This window comes from Halodesulfurarchaeum sp. HSR-GB, from assembly GCF_031432215.1.
In the GTDB taxonomy this organism is placed as follows: domain Archaea; phylum Halobacteriota; class Halobacteria; order Halobacteriales; family Halobacteriaceae; genus Halodesulfurarchaeum.
In genome coordinates, this window is sequence record NZ_JAVKGN010000001.1 from 1672021 (window position 1) to 1692043 (window position 20023).

Annotated in this window: 24 protein-coding genes; 11 read left to right on the forward strand and 13 right to left on the reverse strand. The window is 58.8% G+C overall.

All coding sequences use genetic code 11. The annotated features are described in order from the left end of the window. Positions 1-152: 152 nt before the first annotated feature. The 9 genes from RH831_RS08850 to RH831_RS08890 are packed head-to-tail and all read right to left on the reverse strand — an operon-like array spanning position 153 to position 7751. On the reverse strand, positions 153-1511 hold the full coding sequence (locus tag RH831_RS08850; protein WP_310553834.1) for a hypothetical protein: 1359 nt from the start codon (positions 1509-1511) through the stop codon (positions 153-155). Continuing rightward, on the reverse strand, positions 1508-2323 hold the full coding sequence (locus tag RH831_RS08855) for a hypothetical protein (RefSeq protein WP_310553835.1): 816 nt from the start codon (positions 2321-2323) through the stop codon (positions 1508-1510). The genes RH831_RS08850 and RH831_RS08855 overlap by 4 nt, the downstream gene beginning before the upstream one ends. After that, complete coding sequence (locus RH831_RS08860; protein WP_310553836.1) at positions 2316-3953, reverse strand: hypothetical protein; 1638 nt, start codon at positions 3951-3953, stop codon at positions 2316-2318. Before RH831_RS08860 ends, RH831_RS08855 begins: the two co-directional genes overlap by 8 nt. Beyond that, positions 3950-4612, reverse strand: a complete 663-nt coding sequence (locus tag RH831_RS08865; protein ID WP_310553837.1) for a hypothetical protein — start codon at positions 4610-4612, stop codon at positions 3950-3952. Before RH831_RS08865 ends, RH831_RS08860 begins: the two co-directional genes overlap by 4 nt. A gap of 60 nt (positions 4613-4672) precedes the next feature. Next, entirely contained in the window at positions 4673-4951 is a 279-nt protein-coding gene (locus RH831_RS08870; protein WP_071932988.1) for a hypothetical protein, read from the reverse strand. Continuing rightward, on the reverse strand, positions 4948-5385 hold the full coding sequence (locus tag RH831_RS08875) for a hypothetical protein (protein ID WP_071932987.1): 438 nt from the start codon (positions 5383-5385) through the stop codon (positions 4948-4950). Before RH831_RS08875 ends, RH831_RS08870 begins: the two co-directional genes overlap by 4 nt. Next, positions 5385-5732, reverse strand: coding sequence for a hypothetical protein (locus tag RH831_RS08880; protein ID WP_071932986.1), 348 nt, complete (start codon positions 5730-5732; stop codon positions 5385-5387). The genes RH831_RS08875 and RH831_RS08880 overlap by 1 nt, the downstream gene beginning before the upstream one ends. 36 nt (positions 5733-5768) lie before the next feature. Further along, entirely contained in the window at positions 5769-6146 is a 378-nt protein-coding gene (locus RH831_RS08885) for a hypothetical protein (protein ID WP_071932985.1), read from the reverse strand. A 6-nt stretch (positions 6147-6152) separates the two neighbouring features. Beyond that, complete coding sequence (locus RH831_RS08890) at positions 6153-7751, reverse strand: hypothetical protein (protein WP_310553838.1); 1599 nt, start codon at positions 7749-7751, stop codon at positions 6153-6155. A 365-nt stretch (positions 7752-8116) separates the two neighbouring features. Between RH831_RS08890 and RH831_RS08895 the strand changes: the two genes are divergently transcribed. From RH831_RS08895 to RH831_RS08910, 4 genes are all read left to right on the forward strand, one after another. Next, on the forward strand, positions 8117-8338 hold the full coding sequence (locus RH831_RS08895; RefSeq protein WP_310553839.1) for a hypothetical protein: 222 nt from the start codon (positions 8117-8119) through the stop codon (positions 8336-8338). Further along, a complete protein-coding gene (locus RH831_RS08900) occupies positions 8331-8759 on the forward strand; it encodes a hypothetical protein (protein ID WP_310553840.1) in 429 nt (142 codons plus the stop codon). Before RH831_RS08895 ends, RH831_RS08900 begins: the two co-directional genes overlap by 8 nt. 204 nt (positions 8760-8963) lie before the next feature. Further along, entirely contained in the window at positions 8964-9449 is a 486-nt protein-coding gene (locus RH831_RS08905) for a hypothetical protein (protein WP_310553841.1), read from the forward strand. Then, a complete protein-coding gene (locus RH831_RS08910; protein WP_310553842.1) occupies positions 9442-9669 on the forward strand; it encodes a hypothetical protein in 228 nt (75 codons plus the stop codon). Before RH831_RS08905 ends, RH831_RS08910 begins: the two co-directional genes overlap by 8 nt. A gap of 264 nt (positions 9670-9933) precedes the next feature. Here RH831_RS08910 and RH831_RS08915 read toward each other — a convergent pair whose 3' ends face one another. Further along, positions 9934-10161: a hypothetical protein gene (locus RH831_RS08915; protein WP_310553843.1), complete on the reverse strand. Its 228-nt coding sequence runs from the start codon at positions 10159-10161 to the stop codon at positions 9934-9936. A 57-nt stretch (positions 10162-10218) separates the two neighbouring features. On the opposite strand from RH831_RS08915, the gene RH831_RS08920 reads away from it, so the two are divergent. Continuing rightward, on the forward strand, positions 10219-10476 hold the full coding sequence (locus RH831_RS08920) for a hypothetical protein (RefSeq protein ID WP_310553844.1): 258 nt from the start codon (positions 10219-10221) through the stop codon (positions 10474-10476). Between the two features lie 59 nt (positions 10477-10535). Then, positions 10536-12107, forward strand: coding sequence for a hypothetical protein (locus RH831_RS08925; protein ID WP_310553845.1), 1572 nt, complete (start codon positions 10536-10538; stop codon positions 12105-12107). Between the two features lie 144 nt (positions 12108-12251). Here the strand turns inward: RH831_RS08925 and RH831_RS08930 are convergent, their stop codons facing one another. After that, positions 12252-12500 carry a winged-helix domain-containing protein gene (locus RH831_RS08930; RefSeq protein ID WP_396275441.1) on the reverse strand — a complete coding sequence of 83 codons (249 nt, stop codon included), beginning with the start codon at positions 12498-12500 and terminating at the stop codon, positions 12252-12254. 563 nt (positions 12501-13063) lie between these two features. On the opposite strand from RH831_RS08930, the gene RH831_RS08935 reads away from it, so the two are divergent. The 5 genes from RH831_RS08935 to RH831_RS08955 all read left to right on the forward strand — a co-directional run bounded on the left by RH831_RS08935 (position 13064) and on the right by RH831_RS08955 (position 15027). Then, positions 13064-13237 (forward strand): hypothetical protein, encoded by a 174-nt coding sequence (locus RH831_RS08935; protein WP_310553847.1) that lies wholly within the window; start codon positions 13064-13066, stop codon positions 13235-13237. Beyond that, positions 13234-13536 carry a hypothetical protein gene (locus tag RH831_RS08940; protein ID WP_310553848.1) on the forward strand — a complete coding sequence of 101 codons (303 nt, stop codon included), beginning with the start codon at positions 13234-13236 and terminating at the stop codon, positions 13534-13536. The genes RH831_RS08935 and RH831_RS08940 overlap by 4 nt, the downstream gene beginning before the upstream one ends. Positions 13537-13629: 93 nt before the next feature. Continuing rightward, positions 13630-13773, forward strand: coding sequence for a hypothetical protein (locus RH831_RS08945; protein WP_310553849.1), 144 nt, complete (start codon positions 13630-13632; stop codon positions 13771-13773). Continuing rightward, positions 13766-13960, forward strand: coding sequence for a hypothetical protein (locus tag RH831_RS08950; protein ID WP_310553850.1), 195 nt, complete (start codon positions 13766-13768; stop codon positions 13958-13960). Before RH831_RS08945 ends, RH831_RS08950 begins: the two co-directional genes overlap by 8 nt. Beyond that, a complete protein-coding gene (locus tag RH831_RS08955; RefSeq protein WP_310553851.1) occupies positions 13957-15027 on the forward strand; it encodes a site-specific integrase in 1071 nt (356 codons plus the stop codon). The genes RH831_RS08950 and RH831_RS08955 overlap by 4 nt, the downstream gene beginning before the upstream one ends. A gap of 174 nt (positions 15028-15201) precedes the next feature. Here the strand turns inward: RH831_RS08955 and RH831_RS08960 are convergent, their stop codons facing one another. After that, positions 15202-18213, reverse strand: coding sequence for a PAS domain S-box protein (locus tag RH831_RS08960; RefSeq protein ID WP_310553852.1), 3012 nt, complete (start codon positions 18211-18213; stop codon positions 15202-15204). After that, positions 18206-19693, reverse strand: coding sequence for an ATPase domain-containing protein (locus tag RH831_RS08965; RefSeq protein ID WP_310553853.1), 1488 nt, complete (start codon positions 19691-19693; stop codon positions 18206-18208). Before RH831_RS08965 ends, RH831_RS08960 begins: the two co-directional genes overlap by 8 nt. Between the last annotated feature and the right edge of the window lie 330 nt (positions 19694-20023).

Sequence of the window (20023 nt, forward strand, 5' to 3'; positions counted from 1 at the left end):
TGTGAGTCGAGATACGCGCGCGTGTGAGGGTCGAGAGTTTCCGGAGCTCGACCGGCGGTTTTCCGGCTCTGAACCCCAGGGTCGATGCGGCCGATCGTGGTCGAAGTTTTTTCTTTTTTCTTTTGTTTTCATGATCGATTTGTTCGTGGAGTTCATTTCGACCCCCCGAGAGCCCGCTGCCAGTCGAGAAAGTCGATCGAAACCTCTGCATCCAGCTCGATTTTTCCCTTTAAATCCATCCAAGTCACCGTCGCGAAGTTTGGCGCCTTCCAGATCTCGGCGCCGTCCTCGATCTTCCGCCGGGAGGTGATGTCGGCCTCGAGCGGACAACGGCGATCACCCGGGAGTTTCCGGCCGAGTGGCGGGGAGTTCCCGGGCATCGTCACTCGCCAGCGAATTTTTTGCCGAGCGAATTTGTGAATCTCTGAGAGGGCGTGGGCCTGATAGGCGAAGGTCACGCCCTTCTTTCGGGCGTCGGCGTACTTGTCCCGGAACCAGCGAATCTTCTGGTAGTGCTGGTGAACGTCCTTCGAGGCGTCAGCGTCCAGGATGTTGCCCGCCTCGTCGAGATTGATGAATGTCGGGTGGGGGAACGTGTCGCCGCTGATCCGGTGGGCGATGAACGCGAACCACCACTGGTCGGCGTCAGTCGGCTCATCCGGGCCGTCCTCGCCTTTCGGAGTTACCTGGCGGTAGTTCCAGTAGTTGAAGTGCGAGACTTCCTCGGCACCGCGATGAAGCGGGTCGGGGAACACCACGTAGAACTGACCAGGTATCAGCTGGTCGGTGAGGTCCTGGATGGACTCGTAGCGAATCACATCACGGGCGATCGTCTCGATATCCACCTCGAAGGGCTGAATCGAGACATCCTCCGGGACGATCCGGACACGAGTGTCCAGGCCTGCAGGGATTGCCAGCGTCGCAAATGGCGCGAAGGGCAGCCATTCAGTCCGCTCGTTCGTCCCGGACTCGTCGACTGTCTCCGCCCAGATCACCGTCTCGTTGTTGACCTCCATCCGCCAGGCTGCGAGCGAGAGCGCGAGCGAGCTCTTCCCGCCGCCCGGTTCGCCGTGCATCAGGAAGTCCGTCCCCTTCACTGCCCGAATCGCCTGGGCTCGTGAGGGGTCGTCAGCCAACCACTCGAACACCTTTGCCCGTTCGGGGTGGTAGCGTTCGAGCGCCTCGTGAGACGGGTGTGGGTCCCGGAAGTCGTAGTCGACTTCGCCGGCAAGTTGTCGGAGAAGCGTGCGGTCGCGATCCGTGGTGTAGAGCAGCGGGTCGACGAACGCCTGCGGGAATCGGGCCACGCTGGCGCCATGTCGGTCGGCCTTCGCGAGCCACTTGTGGAACGGCGGGTAGCTGTACCGTTTCCGGATGTGCTGCCCGTCGTTGTGGTTCTGGGCTTCCGGATCGCCGATCGCTTGGGCCGAAGTCTCGTGTGGCTCGGTGACTCGCTCGAGCTGCTGGCGGATCTCGTCTTGGCTATCCGCTTGCGTGCCGATCACGCTCATCGTCCCACCTCCCACGAGGGGGCATCGCCGATCTCATCGCCAGCTGTATCGGCTTCCTCGCCAGCCCGGCCAGCCAGGTCACGCACCCCACGATTGAACGCGGGGAGGAGGAGTTTCGCAGCCAGCCACTCTCGAGCCCGCGTGTGAGTGTCGTCTGATCGAGTGAGCATCGCGGTGTTCGAGGTCTCCGGGAGCACGTCTGCCGCCACGCCCTCGGTGTAGAGCCGAGTCGCGAATCCACCAGGGAGATCCGGCTGGACGGGCTCGCCGTGGGTCGCCAACTGAAGGCGTTCGCCCCAGTTGAGAACGTCCGCCGGTTCGTCGAAGCCATCGAGGAACGCCTCGAGGACTCCTTCCTGGTCGCGATCGATCTCGTCGATCGCCGGGCGCATCGCGATATACCGCATCCGGCTCACGTCTTGGGCCTCTTTTGTCTCGCCGACGTAGCTGCCAGCATCCTTTCGGAGCTGTCTGAGTGCCCGGTGGAACGCCGGGAGCACCGACCACGCCCAGAAGTACCGCCGCACTTCCTGGCTATCGTAGGCCGTGTCGGGCGCGGCATGATCGGCGAGCAGCGCCTCGAGGAACGGCCCTCGATCGTGGCCTGGCGTCGGTGGGAACTCCTCGGCGATCTGTTGATACCGACGCTGGGGGATCTCGCCACGGGTTCGGACTGTCAGGCGCTGGAACCAGGCCAACGCCTCGCGAGGTGAGTCAAAGCCCGCTTCGAGCTCGGTGCGCATCTCCTGCACGTCGATCCGGAGTTTCCGGAGCGACGGGCGTCGGGACTGTTGCACGTCGGTCTTACTCATCGGTATCGTCCTCCGTTTCGTCCGTTTCCCGTTCGGGGAGTGGGTCGATCAGGTCGCCGCTGCGGTCGACATCCTCGGAGAACATCTCCTCGATCAGGGTGGAGTCCTGCTCCTGGAGCGCCTCTTGGACATCTTTCTCCGAGCGGGCCTGGAGCGAGACGATCGTGTCGCGAGCGTCCTCGATCGTGTCTGCGTCTTCGGCCTCGACGCTGAGGTACAGCATCGACGCCCAGGCGGAGCGTAGGTGTGCGGGTGCGGGCTCGACCCGGGCGTGCCCATCCTGCGGGCGGACAGTCGCGACTGTTACGGCACCGAGGAACGCCAGCATCCCGATTCCACCCCCGAAGGTGGCCGACGCCATCTGGGCGATAGCCAGGAGGACGGCGCCACCCACGAGTACCGTGAGCCAGTCGCCTCGAGTCTCCGGTTCGGGGAGTTCCAGGCCCCAGCCTTCCGGCTGATAGTCCAAGATCTCCTCGGCGTCCGGATGCACCCAGACCATCTCGTCGATCGGCGAGTCCGTCAGCTCCATCCGGGTCTTGAGTTCCTCGGAGCGTTCGAGGCGAGCAGCCCCGCCGAAGATTCGTGCCAGGAAGGGGATCAGCCCATCACGAACGACTGCTGTAGAGCCATCGGGCATCTTGACGGTCTTCTCCTCGCGTTCCTCGAGGTCGATGATGTCGACGGCTTCCTCACCACTGGGTGAGGTGGCTTTGTCGAGGACTGGTCGGAAGAACGCCGTATGAGAGACGTTCGTCGTGTAGGTTTCGAGCATCACGATTCCGACGATCGCGACGACCAGCGCCGCCAGGATGCGCGGGGCGTTCACCAGGATTTCCGTCACGCTGGAGAACTGCGTCGCCAGGATCAGTGCCGAGCCGATCGCCAGCGTGAAAGCCCATTTCACGTAGCCCCAGCCCGGTCCTTTTCCCGCCCGCCGTAGCGCTCCGGCCACCAGGCCGCCAACGAGGAACACACCGACGATGATCGGGAGGACGAACTCGAAGCTCGCTCGGGTCAGGTAATCGCCCTCTGTTTGAATCCCGGCTGCCTGACTGGTCGCGACTGATTCATGCGTGAACGTCCATCGCAGGTCGTCTTCGTGGCCTTCCGCCCAGACCGTCACCTGGCGGGGTTTCTGGGACTTCCGGAGGGAGATCTCCTGCATCGCCCACCCTCGCTTGAAGCTGACTTCGTGCGTGTCGACGACGAGGTCCTTGACATAGGCCTCTGTCACCGTTTCGTTGCCCTGCTGAACCTTCCGCTCACCCTCTCGCCAGTAGGCGACTTTGACCGTCATTTCCTCGCTGGCTTCGTCCTGGAGGATGGTCCGGAGGTAGATCGCGTTCCGCTCGACGGTATCACCCGGCGACAGGAACTTCCAGTCGTCGTCTTCCGGGTCACCCGGGTTTGCGAGCAGGGCGTCAGCCGGCCAGTGGACGGCCCAGTACTGTCGGCCATCTGCGGATCTCACCGAGTCCGGGCTGTTCGAGAGTTGCGTTCCTCCCTGCTTCAACTCCGTCAGCGTGTAGTCGTGTTCGTCGTCGCCCTGGGCGACGGCTGGGGCCGCCAGCATCGAGCCGAGCAGCAGGACCGCGAACAGCGCTGCGATGAACGTTCGTGCCTTCATGATTGATAGCGAATGTAGTAGGCCATGGCCGCGATGAACAGGGTCACCCCGACCCACTGCATCGGCTCCAGGCTGGGAATAATCGAGGCGACTGTGCCACCGGCATCTCCACCGAGCTGTACGTAGCCGATGAAGACCGTGAACAGGTAGCCCAACTCGCCCGCGTAGGGCGCGAGCGCGTCCATCATACCGGAGGCAACGGCGAAGCCACCTGTCAGGACGAGGACGCCAATCCCAACGATGAGTTCTGTCCAGCTGGAAATCGAGCGCTTGGCCGTTCGCTGGGTGCGGTTGATAGCCGTCGAAGCGGATGCGACTTGTCGGCGGTGCTGGAGATACCAGTAGGCAAACAGCCCGACGACGATCAGGACGGCGAGCCACCAGTTGGCCTTTGCGACTGTGATCGGGTCCTCGACGTACTCCCAGATCGCCCAGACCGCCAGGACCAACGCGAAGGCCTGGATGATGCTTGCGGTCGATCCGGCGTATCCCGTTGCGGAAACGGAATCACTGCGAGCTGCGGAGTCGCCGAGCAAGGCCAGGACCGAGAGGATCGCTGCTGCTGGGATTAGGACCATCAGGCCCAGGCCGAGGGTTTGCCAGCCGATTACGGTCACCGCCAGGAAGACGGCGGCCGAGAGCGTTACGCGACGGTCCATGACTCACCCCCGTCTGTGATTCCCGGCCTCGAGGACCGGGCTCGATACGGTCGTGTCGTGTTATGCTCTGTCATTTTTCAGTCGTTGTCGGAGTCGGTTGATGAGATGGACGAGGTACAGGATCGCGATCACGACCAGGAGATCAGTCACGAGAGCCTGGTCGAGCCATCCCACGTCCGGGGCGATTCGTGCCAGTACAGCCATCGCGGGGTATAGGAGATCGACCGAGCCCATCACCAGGTCGAAGCTTCCGAAGATCAGGTCGGCGCCGTTCAGCGTCACGTCTGCCAGCACGCCCAAGGCGCCCCCGCCGAGCAGCCCGTCTTTCCAGTCGTTCATAGTTTCCTCACGAATGGGATGCTGTCGACCGGGAGGTACGTCTCGAGGAAGCCCCAGATCATGTACAGCAGCGTGATCGCGATTAGTGCCGGAATTAGCCAGACCCCCACCAACACGATCGGGGCGAAGACGCCGGCTGGTTCTGCTACCTCAACGGCCATCTGCCCGATATCGCGCCACAGTTCTTGCAGTGCGTCTCCGGGCATCCCGAAGGCCGTCAGTACCGGCTCGATGATCGCCACCTGGGGGATGTTCGCGAGCGTCGTCCAGAGCGACTCGATGTAGCCGAGCACCTGGCTCCAGAGGTCGAAGATCCAGCCGACGACGACCGTCGCGAGGAACGCTCGCGGGTCAGTGAGGATCTGGGGCGGGTCGCTGATCCATCCGGGAACCCCACTGATCGCGCCCCATGTGGTTTCAGTATCTTCGGCCATCAGAGTCCCTCCCTTACGCGATCGACCATCCAGTTCACCGCGATGAAGAACACCGCGAGCACGACGACACCGAGAATCCAGTCAAACGGCCCCGCTATCGGGAACTGGTCGGCGACGACTGCCCAAGCTTGCTCGATGGTTCCAGCTGGAACAGTAAAGCCCAGGCCGAGGGTTTCCCCCAACCAGGTCAACGCACTCTCGAGGAGCGTCGCTGGAACCGTGAGGAGCTCGAACAGGAAGTTCGTCAGGCCATCGAGCGCTACCAGGACGTAACTCGAAACCAGCGTCCCGGCGAGAGCTGCCCACTTGATGGAATCCCCGTCGACGTACTCGGCGCTATCCACCACGGGCGATCACCTCCTTGAGCGGGGCGATCATGGTGGCTACCTCCACGGGAGCAGGTTGTCGATGATCGGAATGTCGGGGTCCAGGACGGTCCACACATAGAATCCGAACACGATCGAGGCCACGCCCACGGCCCAGGTTCCTGGTCCGAAGAACGCCCAGTCTCCCTGTGTGAGCGAGAATGCCGTGAAATCTGCCGTCTCGTTAAGGATCGTGATCGGGCTCTGGAAGAAGGCCGCGACGAAGTCCCGGAAGTCGGCCATGACTCCCAGCACCCTGGCGAGGCCGTCCGAGAAGGCCTCCGAGATCGTGATTGCGATCCCGAAAATCGCCAGGATCAGGGCTGAAATACCCTGGCTCGTCGCTTCGGCAGGGTTGAGGCCCTGAGCCCGCTCGATCCAGTCTTCAGCGGCCATCGACGATCACCTCGACCCGCCGATGAATCCCAGGCTCGACAGGCCCAGGTAGCCCACGATCGCCGAGATCGCCATGCCGGGCAGGCTGAACAGGTAGTCCAGCGGGCCGCTCGACTCACCCTCGATCGGGCCTGCCGCCGCCTCGTCTTCCGCGCTGGAACGCTCATCCTCGGTGTATAGGATGTCCATGTAAATCGCATCGAAATCCCCCGGCTGGATGGCCGTGGAGAGTTCGATCTCCTCGTCGAGCGAAGCATCGCCGTAGGCCGAAGTCCGGTCCGTCAGGGAAACCTCGTCGTCGTCGATCTCGGCGAGTTCGACCATGTCACTCTGTCCGGTCGCGAGTCCGGCCTCGACAAACCGCGACGCGGGGAACAGCACTTCATCGTAGAGGCCTTCGAGCGTCCAGTCCAGGTCGTAGGCCGTTAGCTCCTCGAAGTTGTAGACCATCTGGAGCCGATACGGGTGGTCGTAGCGCTCCGCTTCTGACCACTCGTACTCGACATGATCGTCCGGGAGTTTGCTCGCGACCAGCTCGATGTCGTACTCGACGTCGGCGATGGCCGCGGATGCGAGGGGCTCGTTGATCGTGTCCAGGCCGGTGATCGAGAAGGAGCCAGTCGGCTCCGTGATCTCCTGGGTGTCGAGTTCGTCGTCTGCGTTGGTGAACTCCTCAGTTCCGAAAACCCACTCGCTCTCGCGCTCGAGGTTGAAGCCGTAGATCGACAGGTCTGCGTTGGCCTCGGCGACCTCGATCTCGACTTCCGAGAGGTTGTTGTACGTCCCATCGCCGTTATTCGTCTGGGGAAGGTCGCCGAGCCGGATCTGGTAGACCCCGCTCTCGACCGTGGTCGTCGCGATCGTGCCGTCGTTGGCCGTGTCACCGGCCGGATCGATGATGGCCTCGCGAACGTCGCCGTCCTCGTCGATGAATCGGAACGTGACGACCACGCCCGACTCGACTATATTCGCGTCGAAGACCAGCTGGAACAGCTTGCGATCCTCGCCGCTCGTGATGTCGACGTAGGAGCTGTCGAAGGTCGCCACGGCGGTATCGCCCGATCCCTGGCTCGATGTCGAGACGTGGAGTGCCGGGCCGTCTGCCGGGCTGGTGTCGTCTTCGACAGTCATCGAGCCGGCGGTGTTGGCCTCGTCGACGGTCCAGTGAGTTGCATCGAGGGCCGTGACGGCTTCTTCGTCGCCGTCTGCGTTCTCGAACGTCTCCTCGCGAGGGAACGCCTGGTAGTCCTCAGCGTCGAAAGCCGACGCCATGAGGGTGATCGGGTTGTGCGGCGTGTCTTCCTCGTCGCGGGGTGCGATCTCCGCGCCGTAGTTCGAGAGCGAGTCGCGCTCGCCGGAGTCGTCGGTGAAGTCCAGCGGAGCGAAGTCCGATTCGTGATTGGCGACTGTTACCGCCGCCTTGATGAACGGCGCCTGCACGTAGTCGCCGTCGACGTCGAGGCCGGAAACGGCACCGACCGAGCCGGCTCCCGCGCCGATCGCGACCGCTGTCGCCGTGGCAGCTGCGCCGGCTTTCATGACGCCGCGCCGGGTCATCATCTGCTGGTCGATCTCTGTGCTGTTGCTGTCGGGGTTCGTAGACATATTCTGAGTCGTTGAGTTCTCAGTTTTCGCCTGAGAGACGGCGGTGTTATCTGACGGTACCCAGGTCTGCCGGAGATCGCGAACGTATCGCCGAAATTCCTCAGTCGCGACGATGCCCTCGAGGTCTGGAAGGTCGTCGCGGTCGGTCACAAGCAATCCCTCCGACGGCCAGTGTCCCAGGGGTTTGTTTTCATGCGTGTTTGGGAGCGGCTGCGACTCCGCGGCCGGCAGTCCAAGATTTCAGCAGTGCCGCTCACGTACTCAAAAGCCACTTACAGGAGGTTTAAACGCGGAAAAACAGATTGTTTTCAGCTTGTTACCAGCTTGTTGCTATCAATATATAGGCAGTTCTAGAATGTTGATATATGCCACAAGCCCTCGAAAAATCGGGCCGGATGTTGGCTGCCGGGCATCGCTCGCTGCGAGACTTTAGCCGGGGCGATCCCGGGATCTCCATGCCTCGCGAGGCCATGCGAGATCTGGGTCTCCTCGAGGACGGTGAGGTTGACACTACTCAGCAGGTCTTCGTGACCGTCTACGACGACGGCCGCGTCGTGATTGATCTGCAGGTGACTGGCGATGAGTGAGGAAGTTGACGGAGGAGTTGAACAACTATTCGCCGCCTACGAAGCGGCCTTAAACCCTTACGCAGAGGTCGATTGCGCCCTTTCAAAGTGGGAATCTGATAAGGGGACGTTCACCATTGAGATGGGGAATTTTTCCGACGGATTGTGGTTGAACGTGGCTTCGTTCGGCAGCTCCATCTCCGCAACTGATTTCGCGGATAGTTGGCCGAAGGAGATCAAGGATCAGGGCCACGGTTACGTGGTTTTGAAACCCAAGTCGTCGGACCCTGACGGGTTAACTTCTGAAACGCTTCAGGTAGCTTCGTTCGTTGACGGCGATCTGATTGACATCGAAATGAAGAACATCGAAAATCTCCCTGATTGGTTCCCTGAGTCGCTCAAAAAATGGGTCTACAAGGGCCAGCGGGGTGAACAGGCGTGACGCAAAACTCCCCTACCGTCTCTGACAGCGAGGTCGTGACTCGCCACCGAGCAAAGTGCGAGAGCTGTGGCCGTGAGGAGACCGCTGGCGGCTCGATGGAAGAGTACGATCGCCTCGAAAACGAGTTCGCAAACCACATCGATGATGGAACCGCCTGCCACGGATTCTCGATCTGGGCGATCTACAAGGACGGAGGTGAGAAGCGTGTCGTCTGACGAAGGAGACGATGCGGGAGTTGTTCACGGCGGCGTTGAGGAAAAGGCAAGCCAAGCGTTCCGTGAAAAACTGCGGGAGAAAGAGCCGTCAGAGAAGGAGAAAGACGCGCTACTCGACGAACACGATGGGCACTTGATTCGACACACGGACTCACAATTTAGCGAGAAGGAGGACCTTGGCGATGGCGGCGGTATCCAGATGGAACGCACCGCCCAGGTGTCCGATACGTACTGTTTCACCTGTGAGGAGTGGGTTGGATTGTCGGGTGTGGACCTACGGGGAACGCCCCGCTCGAAGGCTGACGCCTTCTATTACGGCGGAATGCCCGTCGAGATACTTCAAGCGAAGAACGGCGCGGCGAAGACGCTGAACGAACTCGCGGAGGCGCTCAAAGACCGTCTCGACAGGATCGAGAACCGTGAGGAGGCTTACGAGTTCATCAGCGACGAATTGGAGGGAATTCGGGATGATTGACGAACAACTTGCCCGCGGAACTGATCGCAGGATCTCCGTTGGCGAGTCGTGGGAAACGTTCGCTGGCTACCTCCAGGGGTTCGGAGTTGGAATGGGTCTGGCGGCGCTAGGATTCCTCGTCTGGCCGTCGCATGCGTCTCCATCGGCCGGAGTTATCGCGATCGTCGCGATCGTCTTCAGTTACGTGATAGAGAAGCGGCTTGCTGGGGGTGCCCAATGACAGACGATCGGGCCCGCGCACTCTGTCACCGGAGAAGCCGATCTCGACGTGACCGGGCCCGGTTTTTCTCGACGAGAATCGAGATCGCCGATATGCACACGAGCACTCGATCGGCCGTGTGTACGAGCGGGCGGTCGCGGTCGCGATCGGGACCCACCCGGATGCGGGTGCGTTCTCGGGGGTATATGAACTTTATATACGGGAGTGGTGTTCAGTCAGTCGAGTTTTGCCACTCTCAGGAGGTCGTGTGAACGATGCTGGGAATCATTCCCAGAAATAGAGCGCTGATATTACAACGAGGAACCCGGTTGGAGCTGCTAGTTTCAGTGCCAAGGACCAAGAATCAATGAATGAGAATAGTGTTGAGTACATTGGATCGCCCGGTCCGATATTTGGACCAGCACTCAGAATTGCTGAAGCGGCGTATATTCCAACGAACAGCATGATTGCGGTTGCGCCCATTCCGACGAGCACCTTTGCAGGATCGCTCATATTTGATTTGGTCGAAGCCTTATCGTTTAAAGAACTCGATAAAACCAACAATAAACTATGAGAATACGTACTGACGGCGATTACAGCCATCGCGAGGACGTGATCGACGCCGCTGCGGAGCGGCTCGACGTGAACAAGACGAGAGCAGTGCTACTGAGTGCGGATGCAGTCGGGTCGCTCCTGGACGAGCTGGAGGACGCACTGGCCCACGAGGAGATTCCGCCGAAGGTCGCCCGGGAGATCGCCGAGCAGGTCGAGACGCGAAAGTGGTCGCTGGAGTACGATCCGCACGAGTTTCGGTTTGAGCAGAAGTAACAACGAATTCTCGATTCTTTATCAATAATTTATTGGATGGTTGAGTGTAACCATCTCTTATGGATCGCCGATCGATAATAGTCATCTCCCTCACGGTGCTCGTAATGTTATCAGGATGTTCGACATTAGGGCTTGGGGGTCCTACTATTACGGAATCCGAGACAGGAGTCACATCTGATGGGATACCGTATTTAGAATTCGAGTATACTACTGACGATTACGCGACTGCACTATTAGAAAATCCAGAAAACCAGATTGTGGACAAACGAGAGCTATCCCCTGAGGAAAACAGATCTGCCCTTGCAATAGGTGAACCTCAATCAGGATCGTACACCCTAGTCCTGCAACAAGGTGGGGAAACTCAGGTGGAGAAAAATCTCGATTATGATGGACCATCGCCGCAAATTGAAAGCGTAGACCCGAAATGGACAGGGTCTACATTGAAGGAAATTTCAATCACTGTGTCCAACTCGGGAGATCTTCCTACTCGTGTTTCTGCAGCTTCATACTCATCGGTTGGTGAAACAGTTGAAGATGACTCGATGTACGAATGGGTCGAAGCAAACAGCAGTAACACAATCACCCTAACAAGTGGGTACCAAGAGGCAGTCCGCGTTGAGGAGCCAGGCGACGCAACGGTTTCAGTTCAGTTGGAAACAACCAACAAAACGCTATCAACATCGTTTACGAAATCATTTGAAGGGCCAAATTTGGAAATTGAATCTGTCAACCCAAACTGGGAAGGTGGCGACCTTGACAGTGCAGAGGTATTAGTTGAAAATATTGGAGATATGTCGACAATAGCAAACGCCTCGATAGAGCACAATGGCGAGACCTTAGCATACAGTGGAAACTCTTCAATTGGCGCAGGAGAGTCTGCTCTGATGGAGATAACAAGCCTAGGAAATATCTACTATGCCGAAAACGCGGGGGACGTCAATCTTGATTTGATTGTGGACGGGGAATCTCAACACCTTAGCCGAACGATTTCACACAAAGTACAGGACGCTAACGTTTCCATTTCATCATTTTTGACCAGTTGGGGTAATGGAGAACTGAATAGTGCCACAGCTGAAGTCACCAATAACGGTGAAGTTGATGGTGATGTCAGAGTTAGTATTCTTGTCGATGGCACTGAAGTTAGTGGGTATGATACCGTCGTAAAAGCGGGGGATTCGCGGTCTTTCGATTTCGATAGTTATGACACACTATATTCTGCCACATCAGGGGGTACTTATGACGTTACTTTTGAAGTAAGCGGGGTAGATGGGGACGATTCAAAGACCCGATCGAAAACATTTGATGGCCTTGATACATCTATTTCCAGTATAGATTCTTCGTTTACTGGGAATTATGACTCTGAAACTTCAGACCTTCTATCTCTGAACTTTAACGTTCGGAATCGTGGCGATGTTGTCTTGGTGTACGATGCGATCGAAGTGGAAATTGGTTCAGATTCTACACAGGAGTCATTATCTTTTGCTTCAGAAGTAGCACCAGGAGGATCAAAGACCGAATACTTTCATGGAGATCTAACTGTAGATAACGGAGAGTACACAATGACAGTAACACTGCTAAACGATGGCGAAGAAGTAGGATCTGCGCAAACCTCAGTTTCGGTATCCGGGTAGCTCTCAAACAGATTTGAGGATTTGCTGGCCAGAGCTTTTGATTTCGACTCTTTGAAAAAAGGTGGGTGAAGGCATCCACGGGTCGGGTGGTCAGGCCCGACTCATCATTACCTGAGGGCGCCGGGTACTTATTGATAGTAACGTTCAGCCTCCGAAGTCTGATTCACTTAATTTCCCTTCCACCCACATTTTCCCTTTGTTTGTAATTTCATAGTATCCGTCGCCATCTCTTGTAACAAAATCGTGTTCAAGCAGTTCGTTTAGTCTGAGTTGGACGGTGGAATATCCAATTTCTTGCCCGTGTCGGTTGAGGTTTCTATACAGAGCTTTTGGCGGAAGCTCGAGGTCTTTCTCGTAGAGGAAATCTAGGATGACGGAATCACTCAATGTCATCCACCTCGGCTTCGGTCGCATTTCCTCGGATATCGAACTCTTCATTAATATTTCCGACTGGTGTGGTAGAATTGTAGGTCATCTAACCTCATAATTAGGTTGTATGGCCTAAACTATAAGTCATTGGGCTCAAAATAGGCTGGTTAACGAAGGCACCCGCGGCTGGTCGTCGCGACGATGATCACTGTGAGAAGGTGCGGACCCCGCTGGCTGTAACAGCGGGCCCGCGTGGGCCTTCGTGGAACCAGCACGAAAGCCATGTGCGAATACGCGCGACGGGATGAAAAAATCCCGCATGCCGATGATGTATCGCTTCGGAAGCCGGACCGGAACCGGTCGAAACGAACGCTCGCCGGAAATGCCGAGCGACTGAGCCATATCGAGAGCGCGGTCCGGAAGTTCCGGAAGGGTCGATTGCCGACTTTTCCCCGTACCGTCACTCGATTCGAGGCACCGATGAATCACGTCGCCACCAAAGGTGATCTCGCATGAGCGTGTGGGAGTCACCCGACGAGGCCACTTGGTGCCCGCAGTGCCAGCGCGAGCGTATAAACTGCGCGCACATGCACGAGGAACAAGCCGTCGCGACGGACGGCGGCCAGGACCTCGGCCGTCACTGGGATTGCGAGGACCATCTCGAGGCCGCGCTTGAGAAGACCGAGAGCAGCGCGGTCCGGAAACACATCCGCGAGGCGCTGCAGATGCCCGCGATCCAGCGAGAAGAGGTGGAGCGATGAGTATCTCTACTGACCCGCTCGCGATCACCTACGACGACACCGTCGAGGACCTCTGCCAACGCATTACGGAGTATCTCGGACTGGAAATGTACGACTACACCCGTCTGGATGCGAGTGTCGTCAAACCCATGGCCGATCGACTCGGTGTCGATTCCTCCGGGTACCGTCGGGAAGTGGTGATTCGGATTCGAAGCGAACACCCAGAACTCGACGAGTCCCGATCACTTCCCGAATTCTCTATTCCCGAGCTTCGCGAGCTGTACGCCAGCCTCGAACGGGGTGAGACGTTCGATGAGTGAGGCCGAACTCACCCAGTCGGAGATCGAGCAGATCGAGGCCGATCCGTTCCTCACCGTCGAGGATGTCCTGGAGTGGCGCAGCGAGGGCGAGGCATGAGTCTGGGGAACGATCCCGACCGGGTCGGTCCGCAGACCGAACCCGAACCCTACGACTGCCGGTTCTGTGACCGGAAAACCTACGATGCCCGGCGGATCTGCCCGGACTGTCGTCACGAGGGGGTTCTGGAGTATGAATAGCGGGCCGCCCACCTGCTGGCGGTGTGGGTTCCGGCCGCTTGTGAATCCAGGGGAGAACCTTCACCGGCTCGGCGTGACGATCGACGGCGAAGACTGGCCGGAGATCCACGTCTGCGAGGACTGCGCCAAAGAGCTCTCCGCAGAACTCGGAGCGCTGCACCTGTACGACAAGGTGACCGAGGCGTGAGTCGCGAGCGACCCTCACCCAAGGAACTCTCTCCGAAGGACGCGATCGAGCGGTACCTTCGTCGTCGACGGCCCGATTCGACCGACCGGAGTATCCAGGGCTGGAAGTACCGGCTCAAGCTGTTTCGTGAGTGGCTCGACGAGGTCGGGATCGAGGAGGTTGGCGAGCTGCGTCGCTACGATCTCGACGAATACTACGAACATCGGAGTGCCGAGATCAAGCCCGTCACACTCGAGGGCGAGATGTGGACGCTACACGGCTTCGTTTCGTTCCTCGAGGACATCGGCGCCGTCGAAGACGGGCTGGCCGACTCGGTTCGGATTCCGGACCTCGACCCCGAGGATCGATCCAGCGACATCAAGCTACACGCGGACGCGGCGCTCGCGCTGTTGGATTACTACCGGAACAACGAGACGCTGTATGGAACCCGACGGCATGCGTTTTTCGAGCTCCTCTGGCATACCGGCGCCAGGCAGGGCGGCATCCGAGGGCTTGATCTCCAGGACGTCGAGCTGCAAGACGACCCGACGGTGAACTTTCGACACCGGCCGGGGAGTGGGACTCCATTGAAGAACAAACGGGCGGGCGAGCGGCCTGTCGGGATCTCCGAGACCGTCGCCGACGTGCTTCGAACCTACGTTCGGGTCCACCGGCACAAGAAGGTCGACGATCACCAGAGATCGCCATTTCTCACGACGACTCGAGGGAGGCCGTCGCCTCAGACGCTTCGGGCCTGGAGTTACCGGGTCACGATTCCCTGCGAGCATCACCCGTGTCCCCACAGTCGGTCGCGGGACACCTGCCCGTTTGTCGACTACCACAAGGCCTCGCAGTGTCCATCGAGCCGGTCACCGCATCAGATCCGGACGGGCGCGATTACCTGGATGCTGAACCGTGGTTGGCCGCCCGAAGACGTCGCTGCACGGGTGAACGCCTCAGTTGAGACCATCGAACAGCACTACGACAAAGCCGACCTCGATCAGCGGCGGAAACGACAGCGCCAGCGGATGGAAAAGCGCCGTCGCCCCCTGCTCGATCAGCTCCAAAACAAGGAGGAAAACCAATGACAACTGACGTTCAAATCGCCCGAAGGCTTCCGAATAATAGAATCGCGCCCGGCCCGCTTTTGTGACGAACTTCAGTGAGGAGCAAAGCGGCAAGGGATTTGAACGCAGAGAGGAGCTCCGCTCCGACCGTGTGTTCACGATCGAACCGACACGTCTGGATGGCTCCCGACGCTTTCAAAGTCCTTGGGAACGCCAGAGCGGCAGCCGGACCGTGATGATACTCCCCCGGGGCTCGTTTTCCTCGAACTCCAGCGACCCGTTCGATTGGGTGACGATGTGTTTGACGAGCCATAATCCCAGGCCGCTCCCGTGCAGGAGCGAGGTTCTGTCAGCGTCGCCTTCGATTATCTGCCGTTCCATTTTGGGGATTCCGGGCCCCTGATCTTTGATGCGAATGATAAGATAATCCCCGTCCCGTTCAGTCGCTACGGTCACGATAGGTCGCCCGTCGTCGTGATGTTTCAGGCCATTCTCCAGCAATTCGGAAAGCGCCTGTTCGATTTCCGGGACTGCCTGGATTGCCGAGTCAAGTGTCCCCTCTACGACGACGGTGCCGTTCGGATATTGATCACTGAGTCGCCGCCGGATCCGAGTCACGACTCGCGAGAGGGCGACCTTCTCTGGCGTCTTCGACCCCGAGAGGATTTCGACGATCTGTCTCTCCTTCTTCGCTAACTCCACTAACCCGGTGCCAGTGTCAATGATCCGCTCTGCAAGCTGGGACACATCCGCTGCGGGGTCCGTTCGGATCTGCTCGGCGTTGCCGAGTATCACGGTCATGTCGTTGTTCAGATTGTGTCTGAGAAGCCGGTCAATGACTCGGAGGTGTTCCTCTCGCGTTTTCAGATCCGTGACGTCCCGGCAGATTGCTATCGTGCCGTCTAACTCCCCGTCGAGATCGTAGTGGGGATAGCGCGTCGTGCTAAAGACGCGCTCGCCCGTCTCCGGTAGCGATACCTCCATCTCGTACTCCGTGGCTGCTTCATGCTTCAGAACCCGGTCTTTCTGCCTCGATATCTCGGTTGCATCCGCCGGTTCCATAAATGCGAACTCGTCTCGGCCGAGGAGTTTTTCCTTCGGGAGATCGGCGTGGCGGGCGACGGCCGGATTGATTACTTCGAATTTCCCGTCGAGGTCCTGCAACATGATCGGATCATCGATCTGCTGGACGATTTCCGCGAAGGTTTGCCGTTCCTCCTCGGTTTCCTTGGCGTGGAGATAGAGCCCGATATCGTCGGCCAGGTCGATCAGCAACTGGATCTCCTCGTCACTCGCGGGTTCGTCCGGGGGAAAGTGAACGGTTAAGACGCCATACGTGTGGTCGTCGTGGGCGATTTCGATACCATAGCCCTCGTGGGACGGCCCTGGCTCGACATGCTGCTGAAACGGCCCCGTGGTAACGTCTTTAAGATGATATACCCCAGCGTCCGTCACCGCTTCGACGTACGCTTCGGTGTGGAACTGTCCGACGGCCGCTCGGTCCAGTTCGGAGCCGGATTCACACCGAAATTCCACCGCGCCCGCGTCAAGTTCGGCAAAAAACGTGCAGCCGAACCGGTCACTCGACGCGATGCTGTCAAGCACCTGGGGGAGAACGTCTTCCCGCGGCCCCATTCTCGCAATGAGTTGATTCACCGCCGAGGAAATTCGCCGCACCTCGGAAAGCTGCCGGATTTCTTCGGCGTTCGCTTTTTGCTCGGTAATGTCCGTCTGGATCGCCACGTACCCCTCGATGTCTCCATCCCGATTCGTCACCGGAGCAATCGTCTGATGTGCAGGATACGTTTCACCACCCTTCGTTTCGTTAAGAACTTCCTCTTCCCAGATTCCGCCCTCGGTCACAGTATTCCAGAGTGCCTCGTAGTAGTCCGCGGACATCTCGCCGGATTTGAGGATGCGTGGATTCCGCCCGATCGCTTCCGTCGGTGAATAACCCGTGATGTCCTCGAAGGCCGCGTTCGCGTACGTAATGTAGCCGTCCGGATCAGTCATATACACGGCATGTCCGGCGGCGTCCACGGCTTGCTTGAACTTGCGGAGTTTCTGTTCTCGATTTTCCCGTTCCGAAATGTCACGTATCGAGGCGAACACGCCGGTTATCTCCTCGGTCTGACCTTCACGAAGGGGGTAATAGTGGACGCTCAGTGTTCGAGGGTCGCCGTTCCGGTCGGGCTGCACGCGATCGTATTTTACGGACTCACCATCTAAGGCCTGCTGGAGGTAGGTTTTAGCCGTCTCGTAGATGTCGTCCCCCAAAAGCTCACGAAGGTGCGTGCCGGCGATGTCGTCGCTCACCCCGAGAAGGTTCCGATACTGTTCGTTCGCAAAGACTACCGCTCCCTCCCGATCCAGCGCGACGAGCATGTCACTCGACCCCTCGACCGCGGCTTCGTACCGTTTCAGTTCGCGTTGCCGTTCCAGGCGCTCCGAGACGTCCCGAATAATCGCGATGTGGCCCTGCCCTGCGCCGAACTCGTCTCGGAGACGTGAGATCCGAGTTTCGCCGGGGAACACCGCCCCGGATTTGGTTTCATACGAAACCGCCGGGACGACACCGGAATCGTCTACTTCCCCCTCGAATTCTGCGACCAGATCCTGGTACTCGCGGGCCTTTTCAAAAATTTGGTGGACGGGTTGGCCCTCGATCTCCGAGAACTGGTAGCCGAACAAGTCGGTAAACGCCTGGTTGCAATTGACTATCTCACGATCAGTATTGACGACGACGATCGCATCGCGGATGCTCTCGAAGAGTCGCCGAAACTTGGTCTGGACGGTCTGAAATTCACTTTGCAGAGCCAGCGACTGGTCGCGGCGTGTGAGAAGATTGTCCAGCCGGCGTTCGATGGTTGCCTTCCCGACTGGCGCCTGAATGGATTCGTCCACGAGGGCCACGCCGTCGGCCCCGGATTCGAAGGTATCCACGTCGATGGACCTGGACGGACGCTGGATCAACAGTGTCGGGAGAAAGGCCGGATCGGCACTGGATTTTCGTTCCCGAAGGGCCTCGGAATAAGTCGGCAACTCGGCGATGTCGACGACGTAGCAATCAGCCGACTGGAGTGTCTCATCGGCGATGACTTCGTACCGGTCTCCCAGGAGGTGGGTCAACGCTTGCTCGTCGCCCCGCTCGTTGACCACCAGTTGAATTGTTGCCCGGCTTTCGTTACTGCCGCCGGCGTCACTCATTGTCCCCGACAGGGGTTGGTCGTCCCTGTAGGATTCCCTGCACGTCGTCGAACGGGGACTCGATGACGACACCCTCGTCCTCGACGATCGAGAACCGGTGAAACCGCCTGTCGAAACTTCCCAATCGCTTCTTCAACACGCCGATCGTCCGGTGCAACTCGCCCTGCAACTCGATGTAGGACAGAAAGAGAATGTTGTCCGCCAGATAGCTGGTGTTTTCGCTCGTCGGGTTGTGATTGCCGGTCAGCTGTTGGTTCTCGTCCGTAATGACCACGGACACCCCCTTGTTCTTCAGTTCGCGAGTGAGTGCGTGGAGCCGACGGACGAGCCGCTGTTTGTCCCCTTGCAGAGAGATCTTGAACCCGGACAACCCGTCGATCAACACCATGTTGGCGTCCATCTCCGTGACGTCCTGCAGCACGATTCTGGTGAATTCCTCGGCGGACAGAACGAGTGGTTCGATTTCCTTGAGGCGGAACTCGTCCTGTTCGAGGTACTCCGACACCGGAATGCCGAGATTGTCCGCCCGATACCTGAATTGGTCGACTGACTCCTCGAAGAGATAGCCCAGCGCGTTGCCCTCACTTCTGAGCGCGCCTTCGAGCAACTGGGCGCCGATCGTGGATTTACCGATGCCTGTCGGCCCGCTAACGAACGTGATGGATCCCTGTTCCAACCCCCCGTCGAGCAACCCGTCCAGGCCGTCGTGGCCGGTGGAGTTCAGTTGCGGGTCGAAGGTCCGCTCGCTATGGTCCGGAATCAGTTGGGGGAACACTTCGATGCCGTGATCCCGGATTTCCAGGCCGTGGGTCCCGTCACGCTGGCCGATTCCCCGGTGTTTCTGGATCCCGATTCGTCGTTCGCCCTCGTCCAGGTGAAGCGAGATGATCCCGTCACTCAGTGATGCGATATCAGTTTGGACCGCCCCTCCCCGGTTCCGATCAGAGCGGATCGTCCGCGTGACGAGGATGGTAATGTCCCGGTCTTTCAAAAATCGAATGAACGACTGGAGGCGTTTCCTGTACTGATACTCGTCACGCTCCACGTACTGCAACTGCGTGATCGGATCGAGCAACACCCGCGAGGGATCCGTTTCCTTGATGGCGTCGTGGATATCCTCGGTGAACCGCTCGGATTCGATCTCGCTCGTCTCGACCAGATCGTAAGCGATGTCATCCGCGAAAAAGTCCGTCCCGGGGCCGATGTCGAGAAACTCCGCCTCCCCGATCTCCAGGCCGACCTGACGCGAATTGGCGAGGATATCGCGTTGAGACTCCTCGCCGTGAATGTAGACGACGGTCTCGTCGTTTTCGAGGCCTGCTTCGAGGAAATGTTGTCCGATCAGCGTTTTTCCCGAGCCGGATACCCCCTGAACAAGATAGACACGGCCGCGTTGATACCCACCTCGCAACAACTCGTCGAGTTCCGGGATGCCCGAGTGGATCAACTCGGCGCTGCTTTGGGTGTTGCTACCATTCATTAGTCTGATTGTCTCGTTTTAGGTCATCGACACTTGGCGACCTATACCTCGTTGTTTCAACTAGTTAGTGGTATTCCACGGCTTTAGGTGTTGCCTGATCTACCAAGTAGTTCTGTTATACTGACGGGCGGAATTAATCACCTGGGGGTTGAACCTTGCTGGCCGCTGGAAAACGTCGCTACGCGCGTGAACGTCTCGGTTGAAACCAACGAACCGCACTCCGACAAAGTCGACCCCGACCAGCGACGGCAACGACTCCGCCATCGAATGGAAAAGCGGCGTCGGCCGTTGCTCGATCAGCTCAAAAACAACGCGTAATCTTAAGCCGTT